Source organism: Streptomyces sp. NPDC002888, assembly GCF_042888465.1.
Classification (GTDB): domain Bacteria; phylum Actinomycetota; class Actinomycetes; order Streptomycetales; family Streptomycetaceae; genus Streptomyces.
This window is the reverse complement of sequence record NZ_JBIAPU010000003.1, coordinates 23041-47518: the sequence shown is the minus strand read 5'-3', so window position 1 is coordinate 47518 and position 24478 is coordinate 23041. Positions and strand designations below refer to the sequence as shown.

At 69.1% G+C, this 24478-nt stretch carries 25 protein-coding genes and 1 pseudogene; 16 read left to right on the top strand and 10 right to left on the bottom strand.

Going from position 1 to position 24478, the window contains the following annotated elements; all coding sequences use genetic code 11:
* Window positions 1-5 precede the first annotated feature (5 nt).
* The gene (locus ACFYWX_RS05715) at window positions 6-1697 is read right to left on the bottom strand and encodes a fumarate hydratase (RefSeq protein WP_389422697.1); all 1692 of its coding nucleotides are present in this window, start codon (window positions 1695-1697) and stop codon (window positions 6-8) included.
* Window positions 1698-1878: 181 nt separating this feature from the next.
* Here ACFYWX_RS05715 and ACFYWX_RS05710 point away from each other — a divergent pair, with 181 nt between their 5' ends.
* Together ACFYWX_RS05710 and ACFYWX_RS05705 are read left to right on the top strand one after the other, a co-directional pair.
* Entirely contained in the window at window positions 1879-2574 is a 696-nt protein-coding gene (locus ACFYWX_RS05710; RefSeq protein ID WP_389422696.1) for a DUF1707 domain-containing protein, read from the top strand.
* A gap of 174 nt (window positions 2575-2748) precedes the next feature.
* The gene (locus ACFYWX_RS05705; protein ID WP_389422695.1) at window positions 2749-3120 is read left to right on the top strand and encodes a WhiB family transcriptional regulator; all 372 of its coding nucleotides are present in this window, start codon (window positions 2749-2751) and stop codon (window positions 3118-3120) included.
* Window positions 3121-3285: 165 nt separating this feature from the next.
* Here ACFYWX_RS05705 and glpX read toward each other — a convergent pair whose 3' ends face one another.
* Window positions 3286-4320 carry a class II fructose-bisphosphatase gene (gene glpX, locus ACFYWX_RS05700; protein ID WP_389422694.1) on the bottom strand — a complete coding sequence of 345 codons (1035 nt, stop codon included), beginning with the start codon at window positions 4318-4320 and terminating at the stop codon, window positions 3286-3288.
* A gap of 127 nt (window positions 4321-4447) precedes the next feature.
* Here glpX and ACFYWX_RS05695 point away from each other — a divergent pair, with 127 nt between their 5' ends.
* Window positions 4448-4972: a DUF4245 domain-containing protein gene (locus ACFYWX_RS05695; RefSeq protein ID WP_389422693.1), complete on the top strand. Its 525-nt coding sequence runs from the start codon at window positions 4448-4450 to the stop codon at window positions 4970-4972.
* Window positions 4973-5101: 129 nt separating this feature from the next.
* Here the strand turns inward: ACFYWX_RS05695 and ACFYWX_RS05690 are convergent, their stop codons facing one another.
* From ACFYWX_RS05690 to xseA, 3 genes are all read right to left on the bottom strand, one after another.
* Window positions 5102-5692 (bottom strand): malonic semialdehyde reductase, encoded by a 591-nt coding sequence (locus ACFYWX_RS05690; RefSeq protein ID WP_389422692.1) that lies wholly within the window; start codon window positions 5690-5692, stop codon window positions 5102-5104.
* Window positions 5693-5829: 137 nt separating this feature from the next.
* The gene (locus ACFYWX_RS05685; protein WP_389422691.1) at window positions 5830-6063 is read right to left on the bottom strand and encodes an exodeoxyribonuclease VII small subunit; all 234 of its coding nucleotides are present in this window, start codon (window positions 6061-6063) and stop codon (window positions 5830-5832) included.
* A 9-nt stretch (window positions 6064-6072) separates the two neighbouring features.
* Window positions 6073-7281, bottom strand: coding sequence for an exodeoxyribonuclease VII large subunit (gene xseA / locus ACFYWX_RS05680; protein ID WP_389422690.1), 1209 nt, complete (start codon window positions 7279-7281; stop codon window positions 6073-6075).
* Window positions 7282-7382: 101 nt separating this feature from the next.
* Between xseA and ACFYWX_RS05675 the strand changes: the two genes are divergently transcribed.
* Complete coding sequence (locus ACFYWX_RS05675) at window positions 7383-8408, top strand: 4-hydroxy-3-methylbut-2-enyl diphosphate reductase (protein ID WP_389422689.1); 1026 nt, start codon at window positions 7383-7385, stop codon at window positions 8406-8408.
* Between the two features lie 29 nt (window positions 8409-8437).
* The gene (gene ppgK / locus ACFYWX_RS05670) at window positions 8438-9184 is read left to right on the top strand and encodes a polyphosphate--glucose phosphotransferase (RefSeq protein WP_389422688.1); all 747 of its coding nucleotides are present in this window, start codon (window positions 8438-8440) and stop codon (window positions 9182-9184) included.
* 11 nt (window positions 9185-9195) lie between these two features.
* Here the strand turns inward: ppgK and ACFYWX_RS05665 are convergent, their stop codons facing one another.
* Window positions 9196-9837, bottom strand: coding sequence for a DUF6542 domain-containing protein (locus ACFYWX_RS05665; RefSeq protein WP_389422687.1), 642 nt, complete (start codon window positions 9835-9837; stop codon window positions 9196-9198).
* 168 nt (window positions 9838-10005) lie between these two features.
* Here ACFYWX_RS05665 and ychF point away from each other — a divergent pair, with 168 nt between their 5' ends.
* The 3 genes from ychF to ACFYWX_RS05650 all read left to right on the top strand — a co-directional run bounded on the left by ychF (window position 10006) and on the right by ACFYWX_RS05650 (window position 12100).
* Window positions 10006-11094, top strand: a complete 1089-nt coding sequence (ychF, locus tag ACFYWX_RS05660) for a redox-regulated ATPase YchF (RefSeq protein ID WP_389422686.1) — start codon at window positions 10006-10008, stop codon at window positions 11092-11094.
* A 326-nt stretch (window positions 11095-11420) separates the two neighbouring features.
* Window positions 11421-11705: a hypothetical protein gene (locus ACFYWX_RS05655; RefSeq protein ID WP_389422685.1), complete on the top strand. Its 285-nt coding sequence runs from the start codon at window positions 11421-11423 to the stop codon at window positions 11703-11705.
* The gene (locus tag ACFYWX_RS05650; protein ID WP_232026479.1) at window positions 11687-12100 is read left to right on the top strand and encodes a DNA-binding protein; all 414 of its coding nucleotides are present in this window, start codon (window positions 11687-11689) and stop codon (window positions 12098-12100) included. The genes ACFYWX_RS05655 and ACFYWX_RS05650 overlap by 19 nt, the downstream gene beginning before the upstream one ends.
* A gap of 162 nt (window positions 12101-12262) precedes the next feature.
* Here the strand turns inward: ACFYWX_RS05650 and ACFYWX_RS05645 are convergent, their stop codons facing one another.
* Window positions 12263-13654, bottom strand: a complete 1392-nt coding sequence (locus tag ACFYWX_RS05645; protein WP_389422684.1) for a hypothetical protein — start codon at window positions 13652-13654, stop codon at window positions 12263-12265.
* Window positions 13655-13981: 327 nt separating this feature from the next.
* Between ACFYWX_RS05645 and ACFYWX_RS05640 the strand changes: the two genes are divergently transcribed.
* On the top strand, window positions 13982-14581 hold the full coding sequence (locus tag ACFYWX_RS05640) for a hypothetical protein (protein ID WP_389422683.1): 600 nt from the start codon (window positions 13982-13984) through the stop codon (window positions 14579-14581).
* Between the two features lie 710 nt (window positions 14582-15291).
* Window positions 15292-15697 (top strand): annotated as a pseudogene (locus ACFYWX_RS05635) (IS256 family transposase); the annotation flags it as partial.
* 52 nt (window positions 15698-15749) lie between these two features.
* On the opposite strand, the gene ACFYWX_RS05630 reads toward ACFYWX_RS05635, so the two are convergent.
* On the bottom strand, window positions 15750-16301 hold the full coding sequence (locus ACFYWX_RS05630; protein WP_389422682.1) for an ImmA/IrrE family metallo-endopeptidase: 552 nt from the start codon (window positions 16299-16301) through the stop codon (window positions 15750-15752).
* The gene (locus ACFYWX_RS05625) at window positions 16298-16831 is read right to left on the bottom strand and encodes a helix-turn-helix domain-containing protein (protein ID WP_389422681.1); all 534 of its coding nucleotides are present in this window, start codon (window positions 16829-16831) and stop codon (window positions 16298-16300) included. Before ACFYWX_RS05625 ends, ACFYWX_RS05630 begins: the two co-directional genes overlap by 4 nt.
* A gap of 139 nt (window positions 16832-16970) precedes the next feature.
* On the opposite strand from ACFYWX_RS05625, the gene ACFYWX_RS05620 reads away from it, so the two are divergent.
* Genes ACFYWX_RS05620 through ACFYWX_RS05605 form a run of 4 tightly spaced genes read left to right on the top strand, consistent with a single transcriptional unit; the run spans window position 16971 to window position 19662 of the window.
* Window positions 16971-17234: a hypothetical protein gene (locus ACFYWX_RS05620; protein ID WP_384479012.1), complete on the top strand. Its 264-nt coding sequence runs from the start codon at window positions 16971-16973 to the stop codon at window positions 17232-17234.
* 16 nt (window positions 17235-17250) lie between these two features.
* Complete coding sequence (locus tag ACFYWX_RS05615) at window positions 17251-17694, top strand: hypothetical protein (RefSeq protein WP_389422680.1); 444 nt, start codon at window positions 17251-17253, stop codon at window positions 17692-17694.
* Complete coding sequence (locus tag ACFYWX_RS05610; protein ID WP_389422679.1) at window positions 17691-18191, top strand: hypothetical protein; 501 nt, start codon at window positions 17691-17693, stop codon at window positions 18189-18191. Before ACFYWX_RS05615 ends, ACFYWX_RS05610 begins: the two co-directional genes overlap by 4 nt.
* The gene (locus ACFYWX_RS05605) at window positions 18181-19662 is read left to right on the top strand and encodes a ThiF family adenylyltransferase (RefSeq protein WP_389422678.1); all 1482 of its coding nucleotides are present in this window, start codon (window positions 18181-18183) and stop codon (window positions 19660-19662) included. The genes ACFYWX_RS05610 and ACFYWX_RS05605 overlap by 11 nt, the downstream gene beginning before the upstream one ends.
* Window positions 19663-20016: 354 nt before the next feature.
* Here ACFYWX_RS05605 and ACFYWX_RS05600 read toward each other — a convergent pair whose 3' ends face one another.
* Window positions 20017-20577: a Uma2 family endonuclease gene (locus tag ACFYWX_RS05600; RefSeq protein ID WP_389422677.1), complete on the bottom strand. Its 561-nt coding sequence runs from the start codon at window positions 20575-20577 to the stop codon at window positions 20017-20019.
* Window positions 20578-20801: 224 nt separating this feature from the next.
* On the opposite strand from ACFYWX_RS05600, the gene ACFYWX_RS05595 reads away from it, so the two are divergent.
* A complete protein-coding gene (locus tag ACFYWX_RS05595) occupies window positions 20802-23039 on the top strand; it encodes a DEAD/DEAH box helicase (protein WP_389422676.1) in 2238 nt (745 codons plus the stop codon).
* Between the two features lie 225 nt (window positions 23040-23264).
* On the top strand, window positions 23265-24446 hold the full coding sequence (locus ACFYWX_RS05590; protein WP_389422675.1) for a DUF4190 domain-containing protein: 1182 nt from the start codon (window positions 23265-23267) through the stop codon (window positions 24444-24446).
* The last annotated feature ends 32 nt before the right edge of the window (window positions 24447-24478 follow it).

Below are 24478 nucleotides of genomic sequence, written 5' to 3'. Positions count from 1 at the left end.
GAGTACTACGCGAGCCCAGGCCCTCGCACCGGGATGCTCGTGAACGTCGGCGCGGGCGCCGGGTCCTTGAAGAAGTCGTTGCCCTTGTCGTCGACGACCACGAACGCCGGGAAGTCCTCGACCTCGATCTTCCAGACGGCCTCCATGCCGAGTTCCTCGTACTCGACGACCTCGACCTTCTTGATGCAGTCCTGGGCGAGACGGGCGGCGGGACCGCCGATGGAGCCGAGGTAGAAACCGCCGTGCGTGCCGCACGCGTCCGTGACCTGCTGCGAGCGGTTGCCCTTCGCCAGCATCACCTTCGAGCCGCCCGCGGCCTGGAACTGCTCGACGTAGGAGTCCATGCGCCCGGCGGTCGTCGGACCGAACGAACCCGACGCGTAGCCCTCGGGGGTCTTCGCCGGCCCGGCGTAGTACACCGGGTGGTCCTTCAGGTACTGCGGCATCTCCTCGCCCGCGTCCAGCCGCTCCTTGATCTTGGCGTGCGCGATGTCACGGGCCACGACCAGCGGGCCGGTCAGCGACAGACGGGTCTTCACCGGGTACTTGGTCAGCTCGGCGAGGATGGCGTCCATCGGCTGGTTCAGGTCGATCTTCACACTCCGCCGATCAGCGGCTTCGCCGCGGGCGCCGGCCTCGTCGAGGTGCTCGTCCGTGGTGTCCGGCAGGAAGCGCGCCGGGTCCGTCTCCAGCTGCTCCAGGAACACGCCCTCGGCGGTGATCTTCGCGACGGCCTGCCGGTCGGCGGAGCACGACACGGCGATGGCGACGGGGCAGGAGGCGCCGTGGCGGGGGAGCCGGACGACCCGCACGTCGTGGCAGAAGTACTTGCCGCCGAACTGCGCGCCGATCCCGATCTTCTGCGTCAGCTCGAAGACCTTCTCCTCCAGCTCCTTGTCCCGGAAGCCGTGACCGAGGGGCGAGCCATCGGCCGGGATCTCGTCCAGGTAGTGCGCGGAGGCGTACTTCGCCGTCTTCAGGGCGTACTCGGCGCTCGTACCGCCGACGACGATCGCCAGGTGGTACGGCGGGCAGGCGGCCGTCCCCAGCGAACGGATCTTCTCCTCCAGGAACTTCATCATGGAGGCCTCGTTCAGGACGGCCTTCGTCTCCTGGTACAGGAACGACTTGTTGGCGGAGCCGCCGCCCTTCGCCATGAACAGGAACTTGTACGCGCCGCCGTCGGTGGCGTACAGCTCGATCTGGGCGGGGAGGTTGGAGCCGGTGTTCTTCTCCTCCCACATGGTGAGCGGAGCCATCTGCGAGTAGCGCAGGTTGAGGTTCAGGTACGCGTCGTAGATCCCGCGGCTGAGGGCCTCCTCGTCGCCGCCCTGGGTCAGCACGTTCTGTCCGCGCTTGCCCATCACGATCGCGGTGCCGGTGTCCTGGCACATGGGGAGCACGCCCGCGGCCGCGATGTTCGCGTTCTTCAGCAGGTCCAGGGCGACGAACTTGTCGTTGCTGGACGCCTCGGGGTCGTCGATGATGCGGCGCAGCTGGGCGAGGTGAGCCGGGCGCAGGTAGTGCTGGATGTCGTGGACGGCCTCCTCGGCGAGCTTGCGCAGCGCCTCCGGCTCGACCTTGAGGAACGTGCGCCCGTCGGCTTCGAAGGTGGAGACACCCTCGGAGGTCACCAGCCGGTAGGGGGTGGTGTCCTCTCCCATGGGGAGCAGATCGGTGTACTCGAACTCAGGCATCTTCGCCCATTCCTCACTCGACAGACGGCGGCCCGTCGGCGCCGACGGGCGCTCACCAGCGTAGAACCTGCCGCCGACGGGGAGCTTGTGAGGTAAGGCTCAGTTCGAGGCCGTGGAGTTGTCCACTTCGAGTCATCCACAGCCCTAGTCGCGATCTATCGCGTTTCGGTACGCTGCTGTCGTGGACCTTCAGAAGCAAGCCCAGCAGCAGGACATGGCGGTGCTCCCCTCGGAACTGCGCGCGTCGGACGCCGACCGTGACCGCATCGCCGACATCCTGCGCGACGCCGTCGCCGAGGGCCGCCTGACCGCCGAGGAGCACGCCGAGCGCGTCGAGGGCGTGCTGGCCGCCAAGACGGTCGGTGAGCTGGAGGTGTTCGTACGGGACCTGCCCGTCGCCCAGCGCGCGACCCCGGCGTACACCGCCGCGCCCCACCGCCCCACGGCCGGCGCGATACCGGCCGACCCCGACGAGAACGTGGTGGCGGTCTTCAGCAGCGCGATGCGCAAGGGCCGCTGGCGCGCCGGGCGCCGCATCCACGCGTACGCGATCTTCGGCAGCGTCGAGATCGATCTCAGCGAGGCGCTGTTCGAATACCAGCAGGTCGTGATCAAGGCGATCTCCGTCTTCGGCAACATCGAGGTGCGCGTCCCGGAGAACGTGTCGCTGCGCGGTACCGGCGGCGGAGTCCTGGGCAACTTCGAGGTCGACACCATCGACGCGCCCGACCCGGACGCCCCGGTCGTCTATCTCGACGGCTGGGCCGTACTGGGCAACATCGAAGGCAGGCCGAAGCGCGGCAGGCTCGTCGCGGACATGCTCGATCGCGTTCAGCGCAAGGTCGACAGGAGTTTGCACAAGCACCTGGACCGTTGACGGTTGTGAATCCAGCCTTTTCCGAAATCGTGCGGTCCGCCCCCTTCCGGCCCGTGCGACCGCGCGGAACCCGCCGGAAACCAGCGGTTGGGAACTCAGTGCATAGGCGCGCGCACAGCGGGTAGGGCTTGCTGCATCGTCTCTCGCTCGCGAAGCCGTCGTCAGGAGTAGACCGTGCTGCAACCGCCGCATTCGTCCCTGCAGGTAGCCGCTGTTCCGGCCCAGCGGGTGCCAGCGCGAGAAAGGGACCAAGACGCCCCCTGGCACACCGAGGCAGTGTGCCGACGCGACGAGGCCGGCCTCTTCTTCGCCCCCTCCAAGGAGCCCACCGCCGCCCGGCTCTCCCGCGAGGAGGCCGCCAAGCGGGTCTGCGCCCGGTGTCCGGTGATGGTCGAGTGCCGCGAGCACGCCCTGCTCCAGCCCGAGCCCTACGGCGTCTGGGGCGGCCTCACCGCCGCCGAACGCCGAGTGGTCCTGGCCCGGCGCCGCCGCCGAGACCTCGAGTTGAAGAAGGCGGCGAGGCCGGCGGACCGCATAGCGGGCTGACCGCAAACGCCGAAGGGGCGTCCCCTCCGCACCGGGGGCGCCCCATTTTCGGGAACTTTCAAGGAAGCGGGAAGGTGGCCGACCCGGGGGCGCGGGGAACTGCGCGACCGGCCACACACGACCCGCAGCCGCGCACGATCAGCACCCCCTGCTGCTCCCGCGAAGCTACTTCGCGCGATCGAAGTCAACCGCGCTGTACGCCCGCAGCTTGCTGAGCCGGTGCTCGGAATCGATCCGCCGAACCGTGCCGGACCGGGACCGCATGACGATCGAGTCGGTGGTCGCGGTCTCCGACCGATACCGAACGCCACGAAGCAGCTCGCCATCGGTGATCCCGGTGGCGACGAAGAACACGTTCTCGCCGGTCACCAGGTCCTCCGTGTTGAGCACCCGCCCGAGATCGTGCCCCGCGTCGATCGCCCGCTGCCGCTCCTCGTCGTCCTTGGGCCACAGCTTGCCCTGAATCGTTCCGCCAAGGCACTTCACGGCACAGGCGGAGATGATGCCCTCCGGTGTGCCGCCGATCCCCAGCAGCAGGTCGACGCCCGTGCCCTCGCGCAGCGCCAGGATCGACCCGGCCACATCGCCGTCGGAGATCAGCTTGATACGCGCGCCGGTCTCGCGGATCTCGTCGATGATGCCCGCGTGGCGCGGCCGGTCGAGGATGACGACGGTGACGTCCTCGGGCGTGGCCCGCTTGGCCTTGGCGACCCGGCGGATGTTCACGGACACCGGGGCGTCGATGTCGACGAAGTCGGCCGCGTCGGGGCCCGTGACCAGCTTGTCCATGTAGAAGACGGCGGACGGGTCGAACATGGAGCCGCGCTCGGCGGCGGCCAGGACGGCGATGGCGTTGGGCATGCCCTTCGCGGTCAGCGTGGTGCCGTCGATGGGGTCGACGGCGATGTCGCATTCCGGCCCGGTGCCGTCGCCGACCTGCTCGCCGTTGAAGAGCATCGGGGCCTCGTCCTTCTCGCCCTCCCCGATGACGACGACGCCGTTCATGGAGACGGTGGAGACGAGGGTGCGCATGGCACGTACGGCGGCGCCGTCGGCGCCGTTCTTGTCACCGCGCCCGACCCAGCGCCCTGCGGCCATGGCGGCGGCCTCGGTGACCCGCACCAGTTCCAGGGCGAGGTTGCGGTCGGGGGCTTCGGAGGGGACATCGAGCTCGGACGGCAAGGAATGATGCTCGGTCATCGGAGCGCACCTTTCTGATACGACGACGGCCGGATGAGGGTGTTGTGCCCGACTCTATCGTCAGGTCGACAAAATGAGCAGGGGACCCCACGGATGAGCAGCCCGGGCACCTGCGACGATAGGGGGCGTGGCAGGTTCGAACGGCAAGCAGAAGACGGTCCGGGACATGGTCCTCTCCCTGGGCCTGATCCTGGTCGCGGGCTGGGTGATGTACCTCTTCATCCCGCACGACGATCACCCTCCCAACACCAAGCGGGTGGACTACCGCGTGGAGCTCCTCACGGCGCGCCGCGCGGCGTCGTACCCGGTGGCCGCACCGGAGGGCCTGCCCGTCGAGTGGAAGGCGACCTCCGTCCGCTTCAAGGGCGACGACTTCGACGCCTGGCACCTCGGCTTCAGTGCCCCCGACGGTGAGTACGTCGCGATCGAGCAGTCCACTCAGAAGCGTTCCACGTTCATCGACGAGGCGAGCCAGGGCGCGCGGGAGACGAAGACCACCGAGGAGATCGGTGGCCGGACGTGGACCCACTACACCGGCGGCCGCTACGACGCCCTCGTCCTGAAGGACACGGAGGGCTCGACGACGGTGGTGGCGGGCACGGCGTCGTTCGCACGGCTGACGGAGATGGTCGAGGCGCTGAAGACGGCCTGACCGCCCGAGAGCGGTCGCTCAGCGACATGACGAAGGCCCCCGGCGGTGAACCGGGGGCCTTTCCTCTTGCCGTCGCGCTGCGCTGCGTTTGTGCCGCGTTGCGCTGCGCGCTGCGGTCGGTACCGCGGATCAGACGGTGGTGACGACCTCGTCGTACGCCAGACGCGGGGAGCGCGGGTAGGAGGCGTTCTCGCCCGGCTTGCCGATGTTGACGACGATCAGAGGGGAGTGGTCGTCGTCCAGGAACTCCTTGCGGATGCCCTCGGCGTCGAAGCCGGTCATCGGGCCGGCGGCCAGGCCGGCGGCGCGGACGCCGACGATGAAGTACGCGGCCTGGAGGGCGGCGTTCAGCGTGGCGGAGCCCTCGCGGGCGGCGCGCTCGGCGAAGAAGAGGTCCTTGGCCTGCGGGAAGGCCGGGAAGAGGGCCGGCAGCTCCTCGTGGAACTCGTTGTCCGCGGAGAGGATCGCGACCAGCGGGGCGGAGGCCGTCTTCGGCTGGTTGCCCTCGGCCATGTGCGGCACCAGGCGCTCGCGGGCCTCGGCGGAGCGGACCAGGGTGATGCGCAGCGGCGTCTGGTTGAAAGCGGTGGGGCCGAACTTGACCAGGTCGTAGATCGCCTGCACCTGCTCGTCGGTCACCGGCTCGTCGGTGAAGGTGTTGGCGGTGCGGGCCTCGCGGAAGAGCAGGTCCTGGGCGGCGGGGTCAAGAGCGAGAGACATGGCGTGAACTTCCTCTGGTGCGCGTCCGGATCCGGAACGCCGGGCCGGCTGACGACAGCGACCGTACGACAATGGAAGTTCAACCTTCAACAAATACCGGGGTGTGGTGACTCGCCTCACACACCCCGGTCGTCCAACTACTCGCCCCCGGCGTCGCCCTCTTCCTCGGCCTCCTCGGCCAGCGCCGCGTCCAGCCGTGCCCGCGCTCCTTCGAGCCACCGCCGGCACACCTTGGCCAGCTCCTCCCCGCGCTCCCACAGAGCCAGGGACTCCTCCAGCGTCGTACCGCCCGCCTCCAGCCGCCGTACGACCTCGATCAGCTCGTCGCGCGCCTGCTCGTAGCCGAGCGCCTCATCCACCTTGCTGGTCATCCACCCACCCTAGACATCGACTCGTACGGAGAACTCGCCCTCGGCGACCCGGGCGCGCAGCGCCTCGTCCGCCGTCACCTCGCCCGGATCCCGGACCACATGCCCGTCCGCCTTCTGCAGCACCGCGTACCCCCGCTTCAGGGTCGCCGCGGGGGAGAGGGCCACCACGCGCGCGTGCGTGTGCGTCAGCTCGGAGTCGGCGCGGTCGAGGGCGTGGCCCAGACACCGCCGGGCGCGCTCCGTCAGCGACGCCACGTGATCGGCACGCTCGTCGATCATCCGGTGCGGATCCTCTATCGCCGGCCGGGCGAGCGCATGGGCCAGCCCACGCTCCTCCCGCTCCACGAACGCCCCCACACACCGCCGCGCCCGGTCCCGCAGCATCCGCACCCGCTCGTACTCCTCGCCCACGTCCGGTACGACCTTCTTCGCGGCGTCCGTGGGCGTCGAGGCGCGCAGGTCGGCGACGTAGTCGAGGAGCGGCGTGTCCGGCTCGTGCCCGATGGCTGACACGACGGGCGTACGACAGGCGGCGACCGCCCGCACCAGCTGCTCGTCGGAGAACGGCAGCAGATCCTCCACGCTTCCGCCGCCCCGCGCGACGATGATCACGTCCACGTCGTCGATCGCGTCGAGGTCCTTCACGGCCTGCACCACCTGCGGCACGGCGTGCACCCCCTGCACCGGCACGTTGCGCACCTCGAAACGGACGGCGGGCCAGCGGTGCCGGGCGTTCTCCAGCACGTCCCGCTCCGCCGCGGAGGCGCGGCCGCAGACCAGCCCGACGAGCTGCGGCAGGAACGGCAACCGCTTCTTCCGCTCCGCCGCGAACAGCCCCTCCGCGGCGAGGGACTTCTTCAACTGCTCCAGCCGCGCGAGCAGCTCGCCCACCCCGACGGGCTTTATCTCCACGGCCCGCAACGACAGCTGCCCCCGAGGCGCGTACCACTCCGGCTTCGCGTGCACGACGACCCGGGCACCCTCGCCGACCACATCCGCGACCGCGTCGAACACCTGCCGGAAACAGGTGACGCTCACGGAGATGTCGTACGACGGATCCCGCAACGTCAGAAACACGACCCCCGCCCCCGGCCGCCGCGACAACTGAGTGATCTGCCCCTCCACCCACACCGCACCCAGCCGGTCGATCCACCCCCCGATCAGCCGCGAAACCTCACCGACGGGCAGGGGCGTTTCGGGCGACGTATTGACAGCCATGCCGCGAGGGTAACGGCCGGGACTGACATCCCGGCCGGGCCACTCGCCCCGGTCGGTCTCCCCGACGACGCGAACTCTGACGCCTCCGACGCGGCCTTACGATGGGGTGCATGACTGCTTCGCCTGGCCGCCGTGTCCTTCTCGCCGCTCCCCGTGGCTACTGCGCGGGTGTGGACCGCGCCGTGATCGCCGTCGAGAAAGCCCTCGAGCAGTACGGAGCCCCGGTCTACGTCCGCCACGAGATCGTGCACAACAAGTACGTCGTGCAGACCCTGGAGAAGAAGGGTGCCGTTTTCGTGGAGCGGACCGAGGAGGTGCCGCCCGGGAACATCGTCATGTTCTCGGCGCACGGCGTCGCCCCCGTCGTCCACGAGGAGGCCGCGCGCGGCCGGCTCGCCACCATCGACGCCACCTGCCCGCTGGTCACCAAGGTCCACAAGGAAGCCGTCCGCTTCGCGAACGAGGACTACGACATCCTGCTGATCGGTCACGAGGGTCACGAGGAGGTCATCGGCACCTCCGGTGAGGCCCCGGACCACATCCAGCTCGTCGACGGCCCCTCGGACGTCGCCAAGGTCGAGGTCCGCGACCCGTCCAAGGTCGTCTGGCTCTCCCAGACCACGCTCTCCGTCGACGAGACCATGGAGACCGTCGACGCCCTGAAGGACAAGTTCCCGCAGCTCATCTCCCCGCCCAGCGACGACATCTGCTACGCCACGCAGAACCGTCAGCTCGCCGTGAAGCAGATGGGCGCCCAGGCCGAGCTGGTGATCGTGGTCGGCTCCCGCAACTCCTCCAACTCCAAGCGGCTCGTCGAGGTGGCCAAGCTCGCCGGCGCGCGCGAGGCGTACCTCGTGGACTTCGCGAGCGAGATCGACGAGGCGTGGCTCGATGGCGTGACCACGGTCGGCGTCACCTCGGGCGCCTCCGTGCCGGAGGTGCTGGTCGAGCAGGTCCTCGAGTGGCTCGCCGGCCGCGGCTACGAGGACGTCGAACTCGTGAAGGCGGCCGAGGAGTCCATCACCTTCTCGCTGCCCAAGGAACTGCGCCGCGATCTGCGCGACGAAGCGACCGCACTGGGCGCCGAGCGAGGCGGGGCGGGGGCGGCGGACGCCCCCGCGGAGTGACTGTCCGTCGTCCGTCGTAACGTAGGGCCATGCAGATCTTCGGTGTGGACATCGGCGGTTCCGGGATCAAGGGCGCCCCTGTGGACCTGGACAGAGGGGACCTGGCTCAGGAGCGCTTCAAGGTGCTGACCCCGCACCCGGCGACGCCCGACGGCGTGGCCGACGGCGTGAAGCAGGTCGTCGAGCACTACGGCTGGACGGGACCGGTCGGGCTGACCTTCCCGGGCGTGGTCACCGGCGGGTCCACGATCCGCACCGCGGCGAACGTGGACAAGAGCTGGATCGACACGGACGCGCGCGCGTTGTTCAGCGAGCGCCTGGGCGGCCTGCCGGTGACGGTGGTCAACGACGCGGACGCGGCGGGCGTCGCGGAGATGCACTTCGGGGCCGGCAAGGACCGCCGCGGCACGGTCGTCCTCCTCACCTTCGGCACCGGCATCGGCAGCGCCCTCTTCGTCGACGGCGCCCTCGTCCCCAACACCGAGCTCGGCCACCTGGAGCTGCACGGCCACGACGCGGAGAAGCGCGCGTCCAACAAGGCCAAGGAGGACGAGGAGCTGACGTGGGAGCACTGGGCGCACCGCGTCCAGAAATACCTCGCCCACGTGGAGATGCTGTTCTCGCCCGAACTCTTCATCATCGGCGGCGGCATCAGCCGCAAGTCCCACAAGTTCCTGCCCCACATCGAGGGCATCAAGGCGGAGATCGTCCCGGCGCAGCTGCTGAACAACGCCGGGATCGTGGGGGCGGCGATGCGGGCGGCGGAGCACGGCTAGCCGAGCGCGGGCTAGCGGGCGGCCCGAGCTCGCTGGTGGTTCATCAGGCGGACCTTGCGGACGGTCGCGATCAGGCCGGCGACGAGCGTGCCGCCGTACAGCCAGCCCGCCTGGGTGGCGAGGGCGGTGAGCAGGCCCATCAGCCAGCCGCTGAGTCCGTCACCGCCGCCGGCCACGGGCAGCAGCCCCACGGCGAAGGCGATCGGCACGACGACCGGCGCCGTCAGCAGGTCGGCCCGCCGGATCCAGATGGCCGTCAGCACACACACCGGCAGGAACAGCACGGCGTACACGGTGAGCGACGAGCCGAACAGCAACTGGTCGAGACACCCGAGCAGGAACATCAGCAGTCCGCAGAACAGCCCGCCGCCCAGACCGGTGAGCCGGGGGTTCGGCAGCCTCCGTACCGTCCGCAGGACGGCCGGGGCGGACTGCTGTCCGGCCGACGGCCGCCGTGGCGGCCCGGGCTGTGCGGGGCGTGCGGAGCGACCGGGCTGACCGGGGCGGGGAGCGGGCCGCTTCGCGGCACCGCCCGCACCCGCCCGCACCGGTCCGCCGCCTCTCGCGCCGCCCCGCCCCGCCTGCGGGGGCAGGGGAGGCCGTCCGTCGCGTCGCGTTCCGGGCTGCGGGGGTCGCGTCCTGTGTTGCTCCACCCCACCAACTTAGGTCGGTTTATGTGCCGAATGGGGTCTCGGACACGCCGAGGGACAGAGCTTGGCCAAGCGTTCGACGGGGCGCTGTGGGGGCGCCGGGCACGCCGTAAACTGGGGGATCGGCCAGCCCTCTGGCCCCCTGGCCCTCTCACTACGGGAAGTCGCAACGTGTCGCTCACGATCGGAATCGTCGGTCTGCCGAATGTCGGCAAGTCGACCCTGTTCAACGCCCTGACCAAGAACGACGTGCTGGCGGCCAACTACCCGTTCGCCACGATCGAGCCCAACGTGGGCGTGGTCGGCGTCCCCGACCCCCGCCTCGACAAGTTGGCCGAGATCTTTGCTTCCCAGCGGATCCTCCCGGCGACCGTCGACTTCGTCGACATCGCGGGCATCGTGCGCGGCGCGAGCGAGGGTGAGGGCCTGGGCAACAAGTTCCTCGCGAACATCCGCGAGTCCGACGCGATCTGCCAGGTCATCCGCGCCTTCAAGGACGAGAACGTCGTCCACGTCGATGGCAAGGTCTCGCCGAAGGACGACATCGAGACCATCAACACCGAGCTGATCCTCGCCGACCTCCAGACGATCGAGAAGGTCCTGCCGCGCCTCCAGAAGGAGTCGCGGATCAAGAAGGACATCGCTCCGAAGGTCAAGGCCGTCGAGGAGGCCAAGGACATCCTGGAGAAGGGCGACACGCTCTTCGCACACGGCATCGTCCAGGGCAGCGAGCGCGCGGAACTCCTCCACGACCTGCACCTCCTCACGACCAAGCCGTTCCTCTACGTCTTCAACGTCGACGAGGACGAGCTGACCGACGACACCTTCAAGGACGAGCAGCGCGCACTGGTCGCCCCCGCCGAGGCGATCTTCCTCAACGCCAAGCTGGAGCAGGACCTCGCCGAGCTCGACGAGGAGGACGCCCTGGAGCTCCTCCAGTCCGTCGGCGCCGAGGAGCCCGGCCTCGCCACCCTCGCCCACGTCGGCTTCCGGACCCTCGGCCTGCAGACCTACCTCACGGCCGGCCCCAAGGAGTCCCGCGCCTGGACCATCAAGAAGGGCGCCACCGCCCCCGAGGCCGCCGGTGTCATCCACACCGACTTCCAGAAGGGCTTCATCAAGGCCGAGGTCATCTCCTTCGAAGACCTCGTCGAAACCGGCTCCGTCGCCGAGGCCCGCGCCAAGGGCAAGGCCCGCATGGAGGGCAAGGACTACGTCATGCAGGACGGGGACGTCGTGGAGTTCCGCTTCAACGTGTAGCGGGTGACTTATCACCACTTCGCTGATCTGGCAAACATACAGGTCGGAGAGGGTCCGACTCTTCGGGGTCGGGCCCTCAGTTTTTCCCGTGCTGGGATGGTGCTGGGATAGCTGACCCCTCGTCATCTGTCATCACTCCTGCTCATCCCTACCGTGCTGGGATCGTGCTGGGAGGGGATGAGAACGCCCGTGCTGGGTTTCGGGCAGCGATCTCCCGATGCGACAGGCGGGCAGGTGGGGCTCCATTCCACGACTTCTCCACGACTCCGGGGCCCGTGCAGATTCGATCCGTGGCGCTTTTCCTACTCGTTTGACACACTCGACGTATGGGTGAGACGACGTACAGCATCGGGGAAGGCCCGGCGACGCGGGTGAGCCTGTCGCTGCCGGAGGGGACCGCGGAGGCAATCCGGGCGCGGGTGGGCAAGCGGGAGTTCTCCGCGTTCATCGCTGAGGCGGTCGAGCGTGAGCTGCGTGGGCAGGTCCTGGACGAGTACTTGGCGGACTACGAGAGCCGCAAGGGGTCGGTTTCCGAGCCGGCTCGCCAGCGGGCGCGGCAGGTCTTCGACGAGGTGTTCGCCGAGGAGGCAGAGTGGCCCGCCGCAGGTTGAGTCACGAGGGGACGCTGGTCCTCGACAGCGAGGGACTCTCGAAGCTGCTCGCCGACGACGAGCAGGTGGTGGCTTTGATCGCTGAGGCGCGCTCGCGCGGCATGGAGGTCGTGATCAGTGCGCTCGCCATCATCGAAGCCGTCCACGCTCGTACGAACAAGTCCCGCCTGAACTGGGTGCTTTCCGGGCTGCGGGTCGTTCCAGTCGGTGACGAGGAGGCGAGGGCGGCCTCGAAGTTGCTGATGAATGCCGGGTTGCACGGACACAAGTACGCGATCGATGCGGCCGTCGCCGAGGCCGCGCTGCGACAGCACCGCCCCGTGGTCATGCTGACGTCCGATATTGACGACATGGCCAAGCTGTGCGGCGAGAGGGTCCGGCTCGTGGCGGTGTGATTTCTCCTGGTCCCCTTTCTGCCTTTCGACGGTTGGTCAGTGAGTGGCGGTGGAGCTACCGGCATTCGGCGGATCACCGGTTTCGGTAACCGGCGATCCGCCGCTATGTTGCCGCTCTTCCGTCTCTTGGTGAGTTCCGTAGGTCGCGGACGGAGCCAAGACTCAGTAGGAGCGGGGCCCGTAGGGGCTCCAGTGGCGAAGGAAGGGCTTGAGGTCGTCGCCGCTGGGCTTCGGCGGCGTGGGCAGTTTCGGCGCTGAGATCGATTCGGTGAGGTGTTGGAGGTGCGCGTCCGCGAACACGAGCCACGCCTCGATCTCGGTCCGCTCCTGCCCGGGCGGCAGTGATGTGGCGTGGTCGCGCACTGCTGCGATGTATTCGGTCAGGCGGCTGGCTTGGTACCAGGCGTCTGCCTGTTCCCCGAGGTGCTTGACGCGGTAGGCGTGGGCGTAGGTGGCGCGGGCTTCCTGCATGGCGGCTTCCCAGCGCTTTTGCTGTACCTCTCTGGCTTGCTGGTCTGCAAGGCGTTTACGTTCCGCGGCTTCGCCGCGGAGGCCGACCTCTTGCACGATCTCGGCGAGTTGTTCTTCCAGAGGCCGGTCGGGGAGGTCGGTCCATTCGCTGGCTCGGTGCGGGCTGCCGCCGCGGAGCATGAAACGCAGGCGGCTGGAGGGGGTGTAGTCGAAGCGGGCGATGCGCATCCATGAGTACTTCTTGGCGTCGACGAGTTCCTTGTCCGTGGGGACGTGTTCGATGCGGTCCTGTTCTTGAAGGACGAGGAATCCGACACTTTCGCCTTGGGCGGTGATGGTGAAGTGCGGTTGCGCCTTACGGCGCCGATGGGGCGGGGGTGCGCCTTGTGTGGTTCCGAGCGCGGCCTTGTGGCCTTGTGCTTCGGTGGCGGTGATGAGGGTCTGGATGATGCGCAGGGCTCGGCCCTGGAGGGGTTTGGTCAGGCCCATGGGCTGCGGCTGCTTTTGGAGGGCGGCCACGACGGCATGGGGTTTGGTGAGTCTGGCTGCCACATGGAGCGGGGTGAGTTCCGCGAGGCGCCAGGCAGGGATGTCGACCAGCTTGATCTCGTAGCCGCGGTGGGTGCGGTATCCGTAGAGTTCCTGCGTCTGGGGGATCTTGCCGGACTTGCGGGCGGCACTGACGCGTGACGCCCAATTCACCGCGTGCGGGCCGGATTCGATGGGCTTGATGAGACAGCCGTCGTTCGCAGCGGCCAGTTCTTCGAGTAGTTGGTCCGCGTAGTTCTTACGGGCCTTCGGCACGGCTCTGGGGCGCGGTAGTGCCGGTTTTCGGGCGGGCCGTTGTGGCGGTCGGGTGCTCTGCTCCACGGGGCGGATGCCGCGTTCGGTGAGATGCTGCCGCCCCTTCTCGGTGAGGTGGGCGCTCCAATGCCCGCGGCGTTTGGTGATTTTGATGAGCCCTCGGTTCTGCAGGGCCTGTCCGCTGGTCTTGTACGTACTGTCCGGCCAGGCTCCGTCGGGACACCCTTGGCCCACCCAGTCGAGCACGGCCTGCTGCCGCTCGTTGAGGGCCTGTTCCATGTAGCCTCCCGCCGTTCCCTGGGTGCGCTGCCCTCGGCGACAATGCCCGCTGCCCCTGCGGGAATTCGCGGCTGCTGAGACGACCCCTCGTTCGGATGAGAGGTACCGGAAGGCGCGCTAACGGCGAGAACAGCTCTTCTGGGACTGATGCAACCGTCTCCCGCGCTGGGAAGACTCGATAGAGGACCCCGGGATCAGCTATCGGCCGAACGGTCTGTCGTCATCGGCTAGCCTCGCACGGCCCACAGACGGCCCGATCGAACCTCTCCCATGGGGCTCTGAGCATGTTTTTCCCATGGCCATGGCCGTGCGGCATCATCACCTGTCATGGATCCCGCCGTCACAGCCGCGCTCATCACCACCCCCACCGCCATTTTGGCCGCCGCAGCGGCTTACGCCGCGGGGAGCGCCCAGAGGCGCGGGAGCGTGGACGCTGTCCGCCGCCAGCAACAGCGCGAGGTCTATGCCGCATTTCTCACAGCGGCCCGGCGGCACAAGGCGGACATTGCGGAGGCTCTCGCTCACGCCACGGAGATACAACTGGCGCGCGCTGCCGGCGAGCCGCTTAGCCCTGCAGAGGAGGAGCAGCGGCGCGAGGCGATCGCAGCCACCGCCCGAGCTAATCCTTTGGACGAACCAGCCGCCTTGGTGTTCCTTGAAGGACCTGACGAGCTCGCCTATGCCGCCCTCCTCATCGATCAACACGCCAAATCGACGCGCATGCTCCTGACGGCGACGCCGGAACATGCAGGCACCATGTCTCGAATCCATGGGCGGCCGATGACAGTTCACGACGAGTGTCGTCGGCTTGAGGGCGCCATCCACAGGTTCACGCTCGAAGCCCAAGCGCACATGAACGGCACCGCATTACGGCATCGTCGACACCAGAGGCGGTTGATGCGCCGCCTTTGGCCTGTCGAACCTTGACCACGGAGATCACTGCGGCAGGAAGCCGGGTTTCTCCTGCCCAAGAGCATGGAGGCGCCCGAGGTAGTCCCGTGCCCCTGGTTTCGGCTGTATCGGCGACTCATTTCGGCAGTGAGTTCGCGGCTGGTCGTGATGAGCGGCACCGATTGCCGGTGGCCTTGGAGTGCAGGCACTCCCATGAGGAGCGCCTGTTCCAAGTCGCCCTCACTCGCTGCCGCCACTTCGAGGGCCACGCGGGCTTCCGCGTTGCGCATCGGCGAGCGCTCGCTTCCGTCAAAGTCCGTACCTGCCCGGAGGACCTCCTCAGCGAGCGTGCGCCCGAGCTGGTCCCCACCGACCACCCGGTCGTAGTCCATTGAGTAGAAATCGAACTTGGCGGGGTCAACCACAAAGTGGTTATCCAAGTTTTCGGGGTGGGGACTGCTGCGGGTTGGGAGACACCTGATCTGGATCGCTGAGAGGTGGGCTGGAAGGATGTCGCAATGCCCAGCCGTATCTGAAGCGCGCTCTGGCCGGGCGTCCCCCGGGGTGGTCGGTCGCCCAGGATGGGGATCGTCTCGGTTTCTGTATGTGCACCTGCGTTGCGGTTCCTCTGGTTTAGTTTCGGTGGGTCACTCGCGGTGTTCAGGTGGAATCCGCCGAGGTCGATTCGATTGCCGCAGTAGCTGGCCAGTACGTTGATGGCGGCTTGCCAGGTGTGGGTGCGGCTGGTGGAGGTCGCCGCGCCGCGGATGAACGACAAGCGCGTCGATGCCACCACCGGCGAGCGTAAGCGGATCTCCTCGAAGATTCTGCCGCTGAGGTGCCGCAAGTCGCCGAAGATCTCCGAGGTGCTGCCGCTGCTTTATCTGCACGGCCTGTAGTCCGGGGACTTCGTGCCCGCGTCGGAGCAGTTCCTCGGCTGTCGTGGGGCGATGACCACGCTGCCTTCTAGACCCGCGACCTGTCGCCGGCCGACTACGTCTCCGTATGGGCCGATCGTATGTGTTTCAAGGTCCGCCTGGGCCAGGTGGACCTTGCGTGCTGGTGCTGATGCGCCTGGACGGCTCCAAGGACCTGATCGCGCTGGCCGAGGGCCTGCGCGAGTCGAGCGAGTCGTGGGCGGATGTGCTGCGGGACGTGCCCGCCCCGCGCCACATCCCGGCGGTAAGCGGCAGACCGACCGCCGTCAGCGGCCTCGGACCTGTTTGGCTACCCCAGTGGTGTTGTACCGGTACCGGGCCATCTCTTCGGTCACTCCGTAATGTTCGGCGATCTGCGCCGGCCCCCACTGGCGGCGGACTGCGCCGAGCAGCAGGGGGCGGGGAAGCATGAGTGTTCCGCCAAACGCAGTGGCTTGTTCTTCCTCGTCCGGGCGGCAGGTCCTGAAGGGCATGCCATTGACTTCGCGGATCTCGGTGAGGTCATGCTTCAAGACGAGGTGGGAGAGCTCGTGAGCCACGTCGCTGGCCCTGCGACCCAGCGTCCGGAGCGGGTTGGTGACGACGATGTTTCTGCCGGAGACCTGGAAGGTAGCGGCGGAGAAGGCGTACGCCTGGACCCGTTCGAGTTCTTCGAGGCGGGTGCGGCTGACGAGCCTCTCGGCGCTGACGATCTTGACCTTGAGGTGGTCGGCGAGCTCGTCGACGTTCAGGGCATCGGTGTCGCTGAGGTCAAGTTCGCGGCGCAGTCGGAGGGCTTCTCGTTCGGCGTTGGCCTTGAAGCCTCGGGGGAGGGTCACAGTTCGCCTGCTTCGACGAGTCGTTCGAGTTCGGTGTTCATGTCGGTGAGTAGGTCGGCGAGCCGTTGGGGGACGCCAGGGCGCAGCACCGAGGCAGCCCGGAGGTGGCAGGCAAGGGCGGGTACGGCGGGGACCGCCTCCTTCGCGAGGGCGTCGTAGAGGTCGCGCAGAACGGAGCTGATCTTGCTCGCCGCGTCGTCGGTGAGCCGGGGGTCTGCGTGGAGGTGGGTGATGGCCTGATCGAGGGGCGAGATCTGGCGGGTGGCGGTCGAGGTGAAGAAGCGGCTCGGGGAGACGCCGAGCCAGGCGCAGAGGCGGGTGAAGGTGGCGAGGTCAGGCTGGGCGCCCGCTTCGACCCGGGTGAGGGTGCTGAAGCTGACGCCGGCTTCGGCGGCGGCCTGCCGGAGAGAGAGGGGGCCGCGGTGCTCCTTCAGGAGGCGTCCGAGTTCGGCGATGTCGAACTGCTCGACAGCGTCCGGTCCGGTCGTTTCGGGGTCCGGGAGGGGGAGCTGGCTCCGGTCGGGGCTCATACGGGCAGCGTAGCGCGCAGTAATACGGCGATGAAGCTTGACTGCATCGACCTCATGTGATCACACTGGAGCCTCAGTGACGCTTTGCTGAATCAGTAGGGCTCTCCCGTAGCACCCTCGAACGACTTAGGAGATCGGTATGCCCCAGCCCCAGGAGATCAAGACCACGGTGACGTCCGCCCTCGCCGGGCACCCGTACCAGCACGACTACGCCCCGCAGGTGACCGCCGCGAGCGTGCTGTCCGACACCCTCACCGCCTTCGGCTTCGCCAGCGACGGCACCACCCGCTACTACCTGTTCTTCGACGGGCACGAGGTCCCGCCCGAGGCAACGGTGGGCGAGCTGGCCGGGCATGCCAGGGCCCTGCACCTGAAGCTGCGCACCGAGACCACCAACGGCTAGAGCCCGGGAGTCGGTCGTGGATCTTGAGAGCCGTCTGCGGCTGGCGGGCGACGCCCCGGCGGTCGAGGAGTTCCTCTCCTCGACCGCCGGCCGCCTCCACCGCCGCGACCAGGACCCCGACGGCCTGTTCTGGGCCGAGGTGCATCCAAACAACGGTGAGCGCGCGGCGTTCATCGCCCGGATCGAGTGGACGGTCTACCCGGACCGGCCGCCCTCCCTCGTCTTCGTCGAGTCGATCGGCGCATCCGGAGTCGGAGCGCCCAGTGCGTGGCCAGAAGCGAATGGCTACCGCTACGGCTCCAACGACGTGTGCAAGCCGTTCACGGCCGAAGGTCAGAGGGTCCACCCCGAGTGGAGCAGCGGGCCGCACTCGTGGCGGAGCACCGGCAATCCCTTCCTGTACGTGGTGGAGAACGTGCAGGACGACATCGATCGCGTTGCGGGGAGGCGTGCCGGGTGACCACCGACACGAGGAAGCTGGTGCTGCCGGCCGGCGCGGTCGACCCGGTGCTCCAGGAGCTTCGGCGCCACGGGCTGGCCGACCAGGAGACTGGCGCGCTGCTGCTGACCGGGCAGTCGGACATGCACGTGCTGGTGGTGGCGGTGGCCGGGATGGCGGGGATTGTGCGGGGTCCGGGTCTGTTCACGGTGAGCGCGGTCGCGTACGACCGGCTGTTCACCTTCGCCGAGGAACGGTCCTACCGGGTGCGGGCGATGATCCACTCGCACCCCAGGGAGGCTTTCCTGTCGCGGACCGACCGCGCGTACTCCTTGCGGGTGCCGGGGTTCATCAGCGCTGTCGTCCCGACCTACGCGGCGCCGCCCGCCGACCCGGCATCGTGGGGGTGGTGGCGTTTCGAGCAGGACTGGGTGCCCTGCACCGCTCCGGTTGTCGACCCGGCGCTGCCCCCAGTGCACACGGTGGTGTTCGACGAGGAGGGCGTCCGTGAGTACTGACTACAGCCGCAGCGTACGCCTGGGTGGCCTGGCCGCCGGCGTGAAAGAGGCCACCCTGCGGGAGCGGATGGAGGGCATCCTCATCCACCTGACCGCGGACGCGCACCTTCCCGCGGCTGCCGAGACTCTCGAAGTGCTGGTGGCGGACCTGCGCCGGTGGCCGGTCCGGCTGAGTCTGGACCCCGGCCGCGGACCGGGACGGCTCGACGACGAACTCCTCAGCAGGCTGGTGGAAACGGCGACCGGGATCGATCCGGACCGGCCGCTTTGCATCGGCGAGGCCCCGGACAAGGCGCCGCTGCATCTGCACGTGGGAACCGCACCACCGCTGGGTATTGCGGTGGCCGGTGCCCCGGACGGGCACGGGGTCCGTCTGCGGCACACCGGTCATCCTCTCCCCCGGCTCAACGCGCCCGGCACCGGGCTGGGTGCGGTCCTCACTGCGGCGATGCTGGCCGGCGAGGCGTTCAAGGTCGTTGCCGGGCTGCCGGAGGGAAGGTTCCAGGTGACCCCGGTGGTGGACTTCTGCCCCGTCCTCCCCGGTGAGCAACCCGGGATCGTCGTAGCCCCGCTGCCTGCGCTGGAGCAGGTGCTGCTGGGCGGGGGCGGTGCGATCGGCACCGGCATCGCCCTGGTCCTGGACCTGCTGCAGGTCTCCGGCGAGTTGACGGTGGTGGACAGGGAGGTCTTCGAGGAACCGAACGTCACCTCGTACAGCATCGGTACCCTGGCCGACGCGGCTGTAAGTCTGGCGAAGGTGCGGTTGATCGACGCACGCCTACGGCGGATCGAGGTGACCCCGTTCCACGGGACGATCCAAGCCTCCATCGAGGCCGTCGATGCGGGCACCCTGCCGTGGCCCCGGATAGTCCTCGGCGGACTGGACAGCGTCGAGGCCCGGCACGACCTGCAGCGACTGCATGCCGATCTCACCCTGGACGGCAGCACCGGCGGCCCGGTCGGCACCACCGTCGCCCTGCACGAGGCACTGCCCACCGGCCCCTGCCTGCGCTGCTACTTCAAGGCCAACCACACCGGGAAGAGCGCGGAGCAGCGACTGCATGAACTGACCGGGCTCCCGCTGTCCCGAATCGCCCGCGGGCAGGAGCCCCTGATCGAACGAGACCTGAAAGGCCTGGACAATCAACAGCGGGAGCTCGTCGGGCAGTTCCTCGGACGGCCGGTGTGCGGGCTGATCAACTCGGCTGAGCTGAACGGTAGAACGGACGACGGGTTCCGTCCTTCGGCCGCGTTCGTGGCCCAGCAGGCCGCCTGCCTGGTCGTCGGCGCCTGGATCGCACGCAGCACGGGCCTGTTCAGCGGACCTCCACGACGCATCGAGTACGACACCCGCTTCGGCCCCCGACCCGACCAGATGATCGACCACCGGCTTCCCACCCCCGGGTGCGTGTGCCAGAAGGACGCTGCTCTCATCAACCTCATCCGAGAAGCCCGACGCACCCGCCGTTGACACCTTGCCGCAGCCGGTCGAAAGGCCTGGCGTGAGGACATGCGGTTTCCCTGTCCGGAGTTGACTGTGCCCGGAAACTACCTCGCTGCGAACGCCACGCCTTCGCACGGCTGCTCTGCCGGGAGATACACCCGGCTTCAGAAATGATGCGCGGCCCGCTTAGGCGCGGGGGCTGATGTGTAACCTTGGCGCCCCTGGATCGCTTGTAATTTGTCGCGCATCCCGTGCTGGGATGGTGCTGGGATACGCCCGTATTTCCGCAGGTCAAAGCCTTGTGGGCGAGTTTCGCTTCAACGTGTGACGCGTGGCGCACAGCCGAGAAAGGGCCGGACTCCTGAGAGTCCGGTCCTTCTTTCAGTTGCTCCGAGGCGGCGTCAGCTTCTCCAGGTCGAGACTGATCTCGAAGGGCACCGGGCGCCGGAGCGAGCCCCGGAAGATGCCGGCGGGGGCGTAGGTGCGGGTCGGCTCGTCGAGTTCGTACACGTGGATGACAGGGGCGCCGTCCTCGTCCTCGACGCACCAGTAGTGCGGGATGCCCGCCTCCGCGTACTTGCGGAGCTTGACCGTGCGGTCCCGGTGGGCGGACTCGGGGGAGACGACTTCGACGACCAGGCGTACTTCGTCCGGGGCGAACCAGGTCCGGTCGCCGTCGAAGTCGGCGGTCGTCACCAGCAGGTCCGGCTCCGGCCGGTTGCGCTCATCGAGCCTTATGGTCATCCCACGGCTGACCCGGGTGTCCGGGGGTGCCTGCTCCATGAGGGCCAGGGTGAGCATGGTGACGAGGTGGCCGTGCCACCACCTCTGCGGCGACAGATTGAAGACGAGCGCTCCGTCGATCAACTCGGTGTGACGGGGCGCCTCGGGGAGGTGGTCCAGATCCTCCGCGAACCAGCCTTCCGCACGCGGTGGGCGCATTCAGTCCGGCAGTTCGGTCATGGCAGGACCGTAGCCAGTCGCGGACACCCCGGCCACGAGATCGTCTACGGCGAAATCGCGCCTCACACCAGCGCTCGGTGGGCGTCCCCGCGGCGCCGGGCCAGGACATGGCTCTCCCCCTGTTGTCAGTGCCGCGTGCCACGATGGACCCCCTTCGAGACGGATGCGGGCGGGCACGGGGCGGACGTAGGACGGGGGGTGGCATGGAGACGGACGTACCGCGGGTCGGGCGGCGGGTGGGGGAGCTGCACACGCAGGGTGTGCGGCTGTACGACGCGGCGCGCACCCTGCTCGCCGATCACCATCGCGCCCTCGACGCCGTCCGCTCCGCCCTCGCCCCGCTCCGGGACGAGCTCGTGGCGAAGGAGCTGGAGTCCATCCCGGTCTCCAGGCTGAAGGACGTCACGGAGGGGCGGCTGCGGCTGGCCGCGCTGGAGGCGGCGGGGCTCGGCTCGGTGCGGGCGGTGTACGAGGCGAGCCGGTTCGAGCTGCGGCAGATTCCCGGCGTCGGCGCCCAGACCGCCGACCAGGCGCTCGCCGCGGCCCGGCAGATCGCGCGGGCGGTCGAGGAGACCGTGTCCGTGCGGATCGACGTCGACCGGCCCGACCCGCGGACCGCCGCCCTGGTCGGCGCGCTGTACCGGCTGGTCGAGGCCGGCCCCGAGTTGCGGCGGGCCGTGGACACCGCCGAGCGATTCGAGGGCCGGCTCGCCGAGCTGCTGCCCGCGGCCCGTCCGGCGACCGGTCGGCTGCGGCTGGCGCTTGCCGGTCGGCGCCGTCGGGAGGCCGCCCTCGCGGCGGTCGCGGAGCTGCGCGCGCTCACGGCCGAGGCGGCCGAGACCGACGTACGGCTGCGGCTCGCCCAGGCCTCGGCCGACCTGCTGCGCGAACCGGCCTCCGAGATCGAGGTCTGGGTCGATTTCGAGGTGCGCTCCGCCGAGTACTACAGCCAGCTGGCGGAGGTCTCCGCGCACCGTACGGACGTGGCGGCCGCCGAGGGGTTCGTGCCGTCGGAGGTGGCCGAGCGGGTGCACGCCCAGCCGCTGGACGACACCCACCGCCGAGTCGCGCTGCGGGGCTATCAGTCCTTCGGTGCCCGTTTCGCGCTGGCCCAGCGGCGGGTCGTACTGGGCGACGAGATGGGGCTCGGCAAGACGGTCCAGGCGATCGCCGCGCTCGCCCACCTCGCGGCCGAGGGGCACAGTCACTTCCTGGTGGTGTGCCCGGCCAGCGTGCTGATCAACTGGACGCGGGAGATCCGTGCGCGCAGCACGCTCAGAGCGGTGCCGGTGCACGGCCCGGACCGGGGGGACGCGTACGCCCAGTGGCGCGAGCGCGGCGGCGTCGCCCTCACCACCTTCGACGTCCTGCACACCCTGCCCGTGCCTGACGGGACCAGCCCCGCCGGGCTCAAGGACGCCACCCCTGCCGGGCTCAAGGACGCCGCCCCCGCCGGGATCACGACCACTCCCGCCCTGCTCGTCGTCGACGAGGCGCACTACATCAAGAACCGCGACACCCGCCGCGCCAGGTCCGTCGCGGTGTGGACCGAGCGCTGCGACCGCGTGCTGTTCCTCACCGGCACCCCGATGGAGAACCGCGTAGAGGAGTTCCGCACCCTGGTCCGCTACCTCCAGCCGGACCTGGTCCCCGTGATCCGCGAGAGCGACGCCGTCGCCGGACCGCACTCCTTCCGCAAGGCGGTCGCCCCCGCCTACCTGCGCCGCAACCAGCGGGACGTGCTCACCGAACTGCCCGCGCTGCTCCAGGTCGACGAGTGGGAGGAGTTCAGCGCCGCCGACCAGGACGCCTACCGCGCGGCTGTCCTCGAGGGCAACTTCATGGCGATGCGCCGGGCCGCGTACGCCGACCCCGAGAAGTCCGCGAAGCTCCAGCGCCTGCGCGAACTGGTCGCGGAAGCCGCGGAGAACGGCCTGAAGGTGGCCGTGTTCTCGTACTTCCGCGGTGTGCTGGAGACGGTCCGGGCCGCCCTGGGGGACGGCGTGTTCGGGCCGATATCGGGCGCCGTCCCGGCCGCCCGCCGCCAGCGGCTGGTCGACGACTTCACCGCGGCCGAGGGGCACGCGGTGCTGCTGTGCCAGATCGAGGCCGGCGGGGTCGGCCTCAACCTCCAGGCGGCGTCCGTGGTCGTCCTGTGCGAGCCGCAGGTCAAGCCGACGCTGGAGCACCAAGCCGTGGCCCGCGCCCACCGCATGGGCCAGGTCCGCCCGGTCCAGGTGCACCGGCTGCTGGCCACGGACAGCGTGGACGACCGCCTGCTGCGCATCCTGGAGAACAAGAACCGTCTGTTCGACGCGTACGCCCGCCGCAGCGACACCGCGGAGGCGACCCCGGACGCGATCGACGTCTCGGACGACGGCCTCGCCCGCCGCATCGTGGAGGAGGAACAGCGCAGACTGGCGGGGGAACAGCCGGACTGACTGCGTTTTCCATGACGCTACGTCACGTCATGCGTGAAGCAGCTCGGTTGCAGGGCGTCGGCCCAGTCGTGCGGTCAGCCGGTCGGCCGCCCGGATCGTCGGGTTCGTCACCCGCATTCCGTCCTCGCTCCCCCCACGCTTACGATGCGCCCAGTCGTACGTCAGTGCAGTCGGTCCCGCATCCGAAATTCGCGCCACTCGCCCCGATCCAGGAGCACGGAAACCGTGTCCATACCGCCGCCCCCCGGGCCCCACCAGCCCTCCAACGCCCAGGGCCCGTACCAGGTTCCCTACTCGCAGGGCCCGTACGGGGGGCCGCCGTACCAGACGTGGGGGCAGGGCTACAGCCCTTACAACCGGCCCACGCCGGTCAACGGCGTGGCCATCGCCGCGTTCGTCACGGGCGTGCTGTGCTTCCTGCCGGCTGTGGGGCTCGTCCTGGGGCTGATCGCGCTGGGGCAGATCAGGAAGCGGGGAGAGCGGGGCAAGGGGTTCGCCGTCGCGGGGGCGGTCCTGTCGTCGCTCGGCATCGCCCTGTGGGTCCTCACCCTGGCCACCGGCGCCCTCTCCGCCGCCTGGGACGACATCAAGGAGGGGGCGGGCAACAGCTCCAGCTTCTCGCTCGTCGAGGGCGACTGCTTCAACGACCCGTCCGGCTCGCTGAAGGGCGTCACGTACGACGTCGACGAGGTGCCCTGTGACAAGACGCACGACGGCGAGGTGTTCGCCACCTTCAAGATGACCGGCTCCGCCTACCCCGGCGACGACAAGGTCACCGACACCGCCGACGACAAGTGCTACGCGCTCCAGGACACCTACGCGATGGACGCCTGGGCCCTGCCCGAGTACGTCGACGTGTACTACTTCACGCCGACCGCGCAGAGCTGGCGCCTGGGCGACCGCGAGATCACCTGCGTCTTCGGCAACACCGACGACAACGACACCCTCACCGGCTCGCTGCGCAACGACGCCACGACGCTCGACGCGGACCAGCTCGCGTACCTGAAGGCGGCGCACGTCCTCAACGCGGCCATGGATACGGCGCCCGAGGACGAGTACGTCGAGGACGACCTGCCCGGGCACAAGGCGTGGGCGGGCCGCGTCTCCACCGCGCTCGGCGAGCAGACGAAGCTGCTCGAGGGCCACACGTGGCCCTCCGACGCCGAGCGGCCGGTCGCGGACCTGGTCAAGGACCTGAAGGCCGCCCAGAAGGAGTGGGCGAAGGCCGCCGGGTCCACCGACGCCGACACGTTCTACGAGCACTACGACAAGGGTTACAAGCTGACCGACGCCGACAAGACCGTTACGGCACGCAAGGCTCTGGGGCTGGCCACCGCCCCGCCGTCGTACGACGAGAACGGCAGCGGCGCGGACAGCAGGGAAGGGGATCGCGGCGCCGAGGTGTGATCGCGGCTATACCGGGGAGAAAGTGCCTGCGT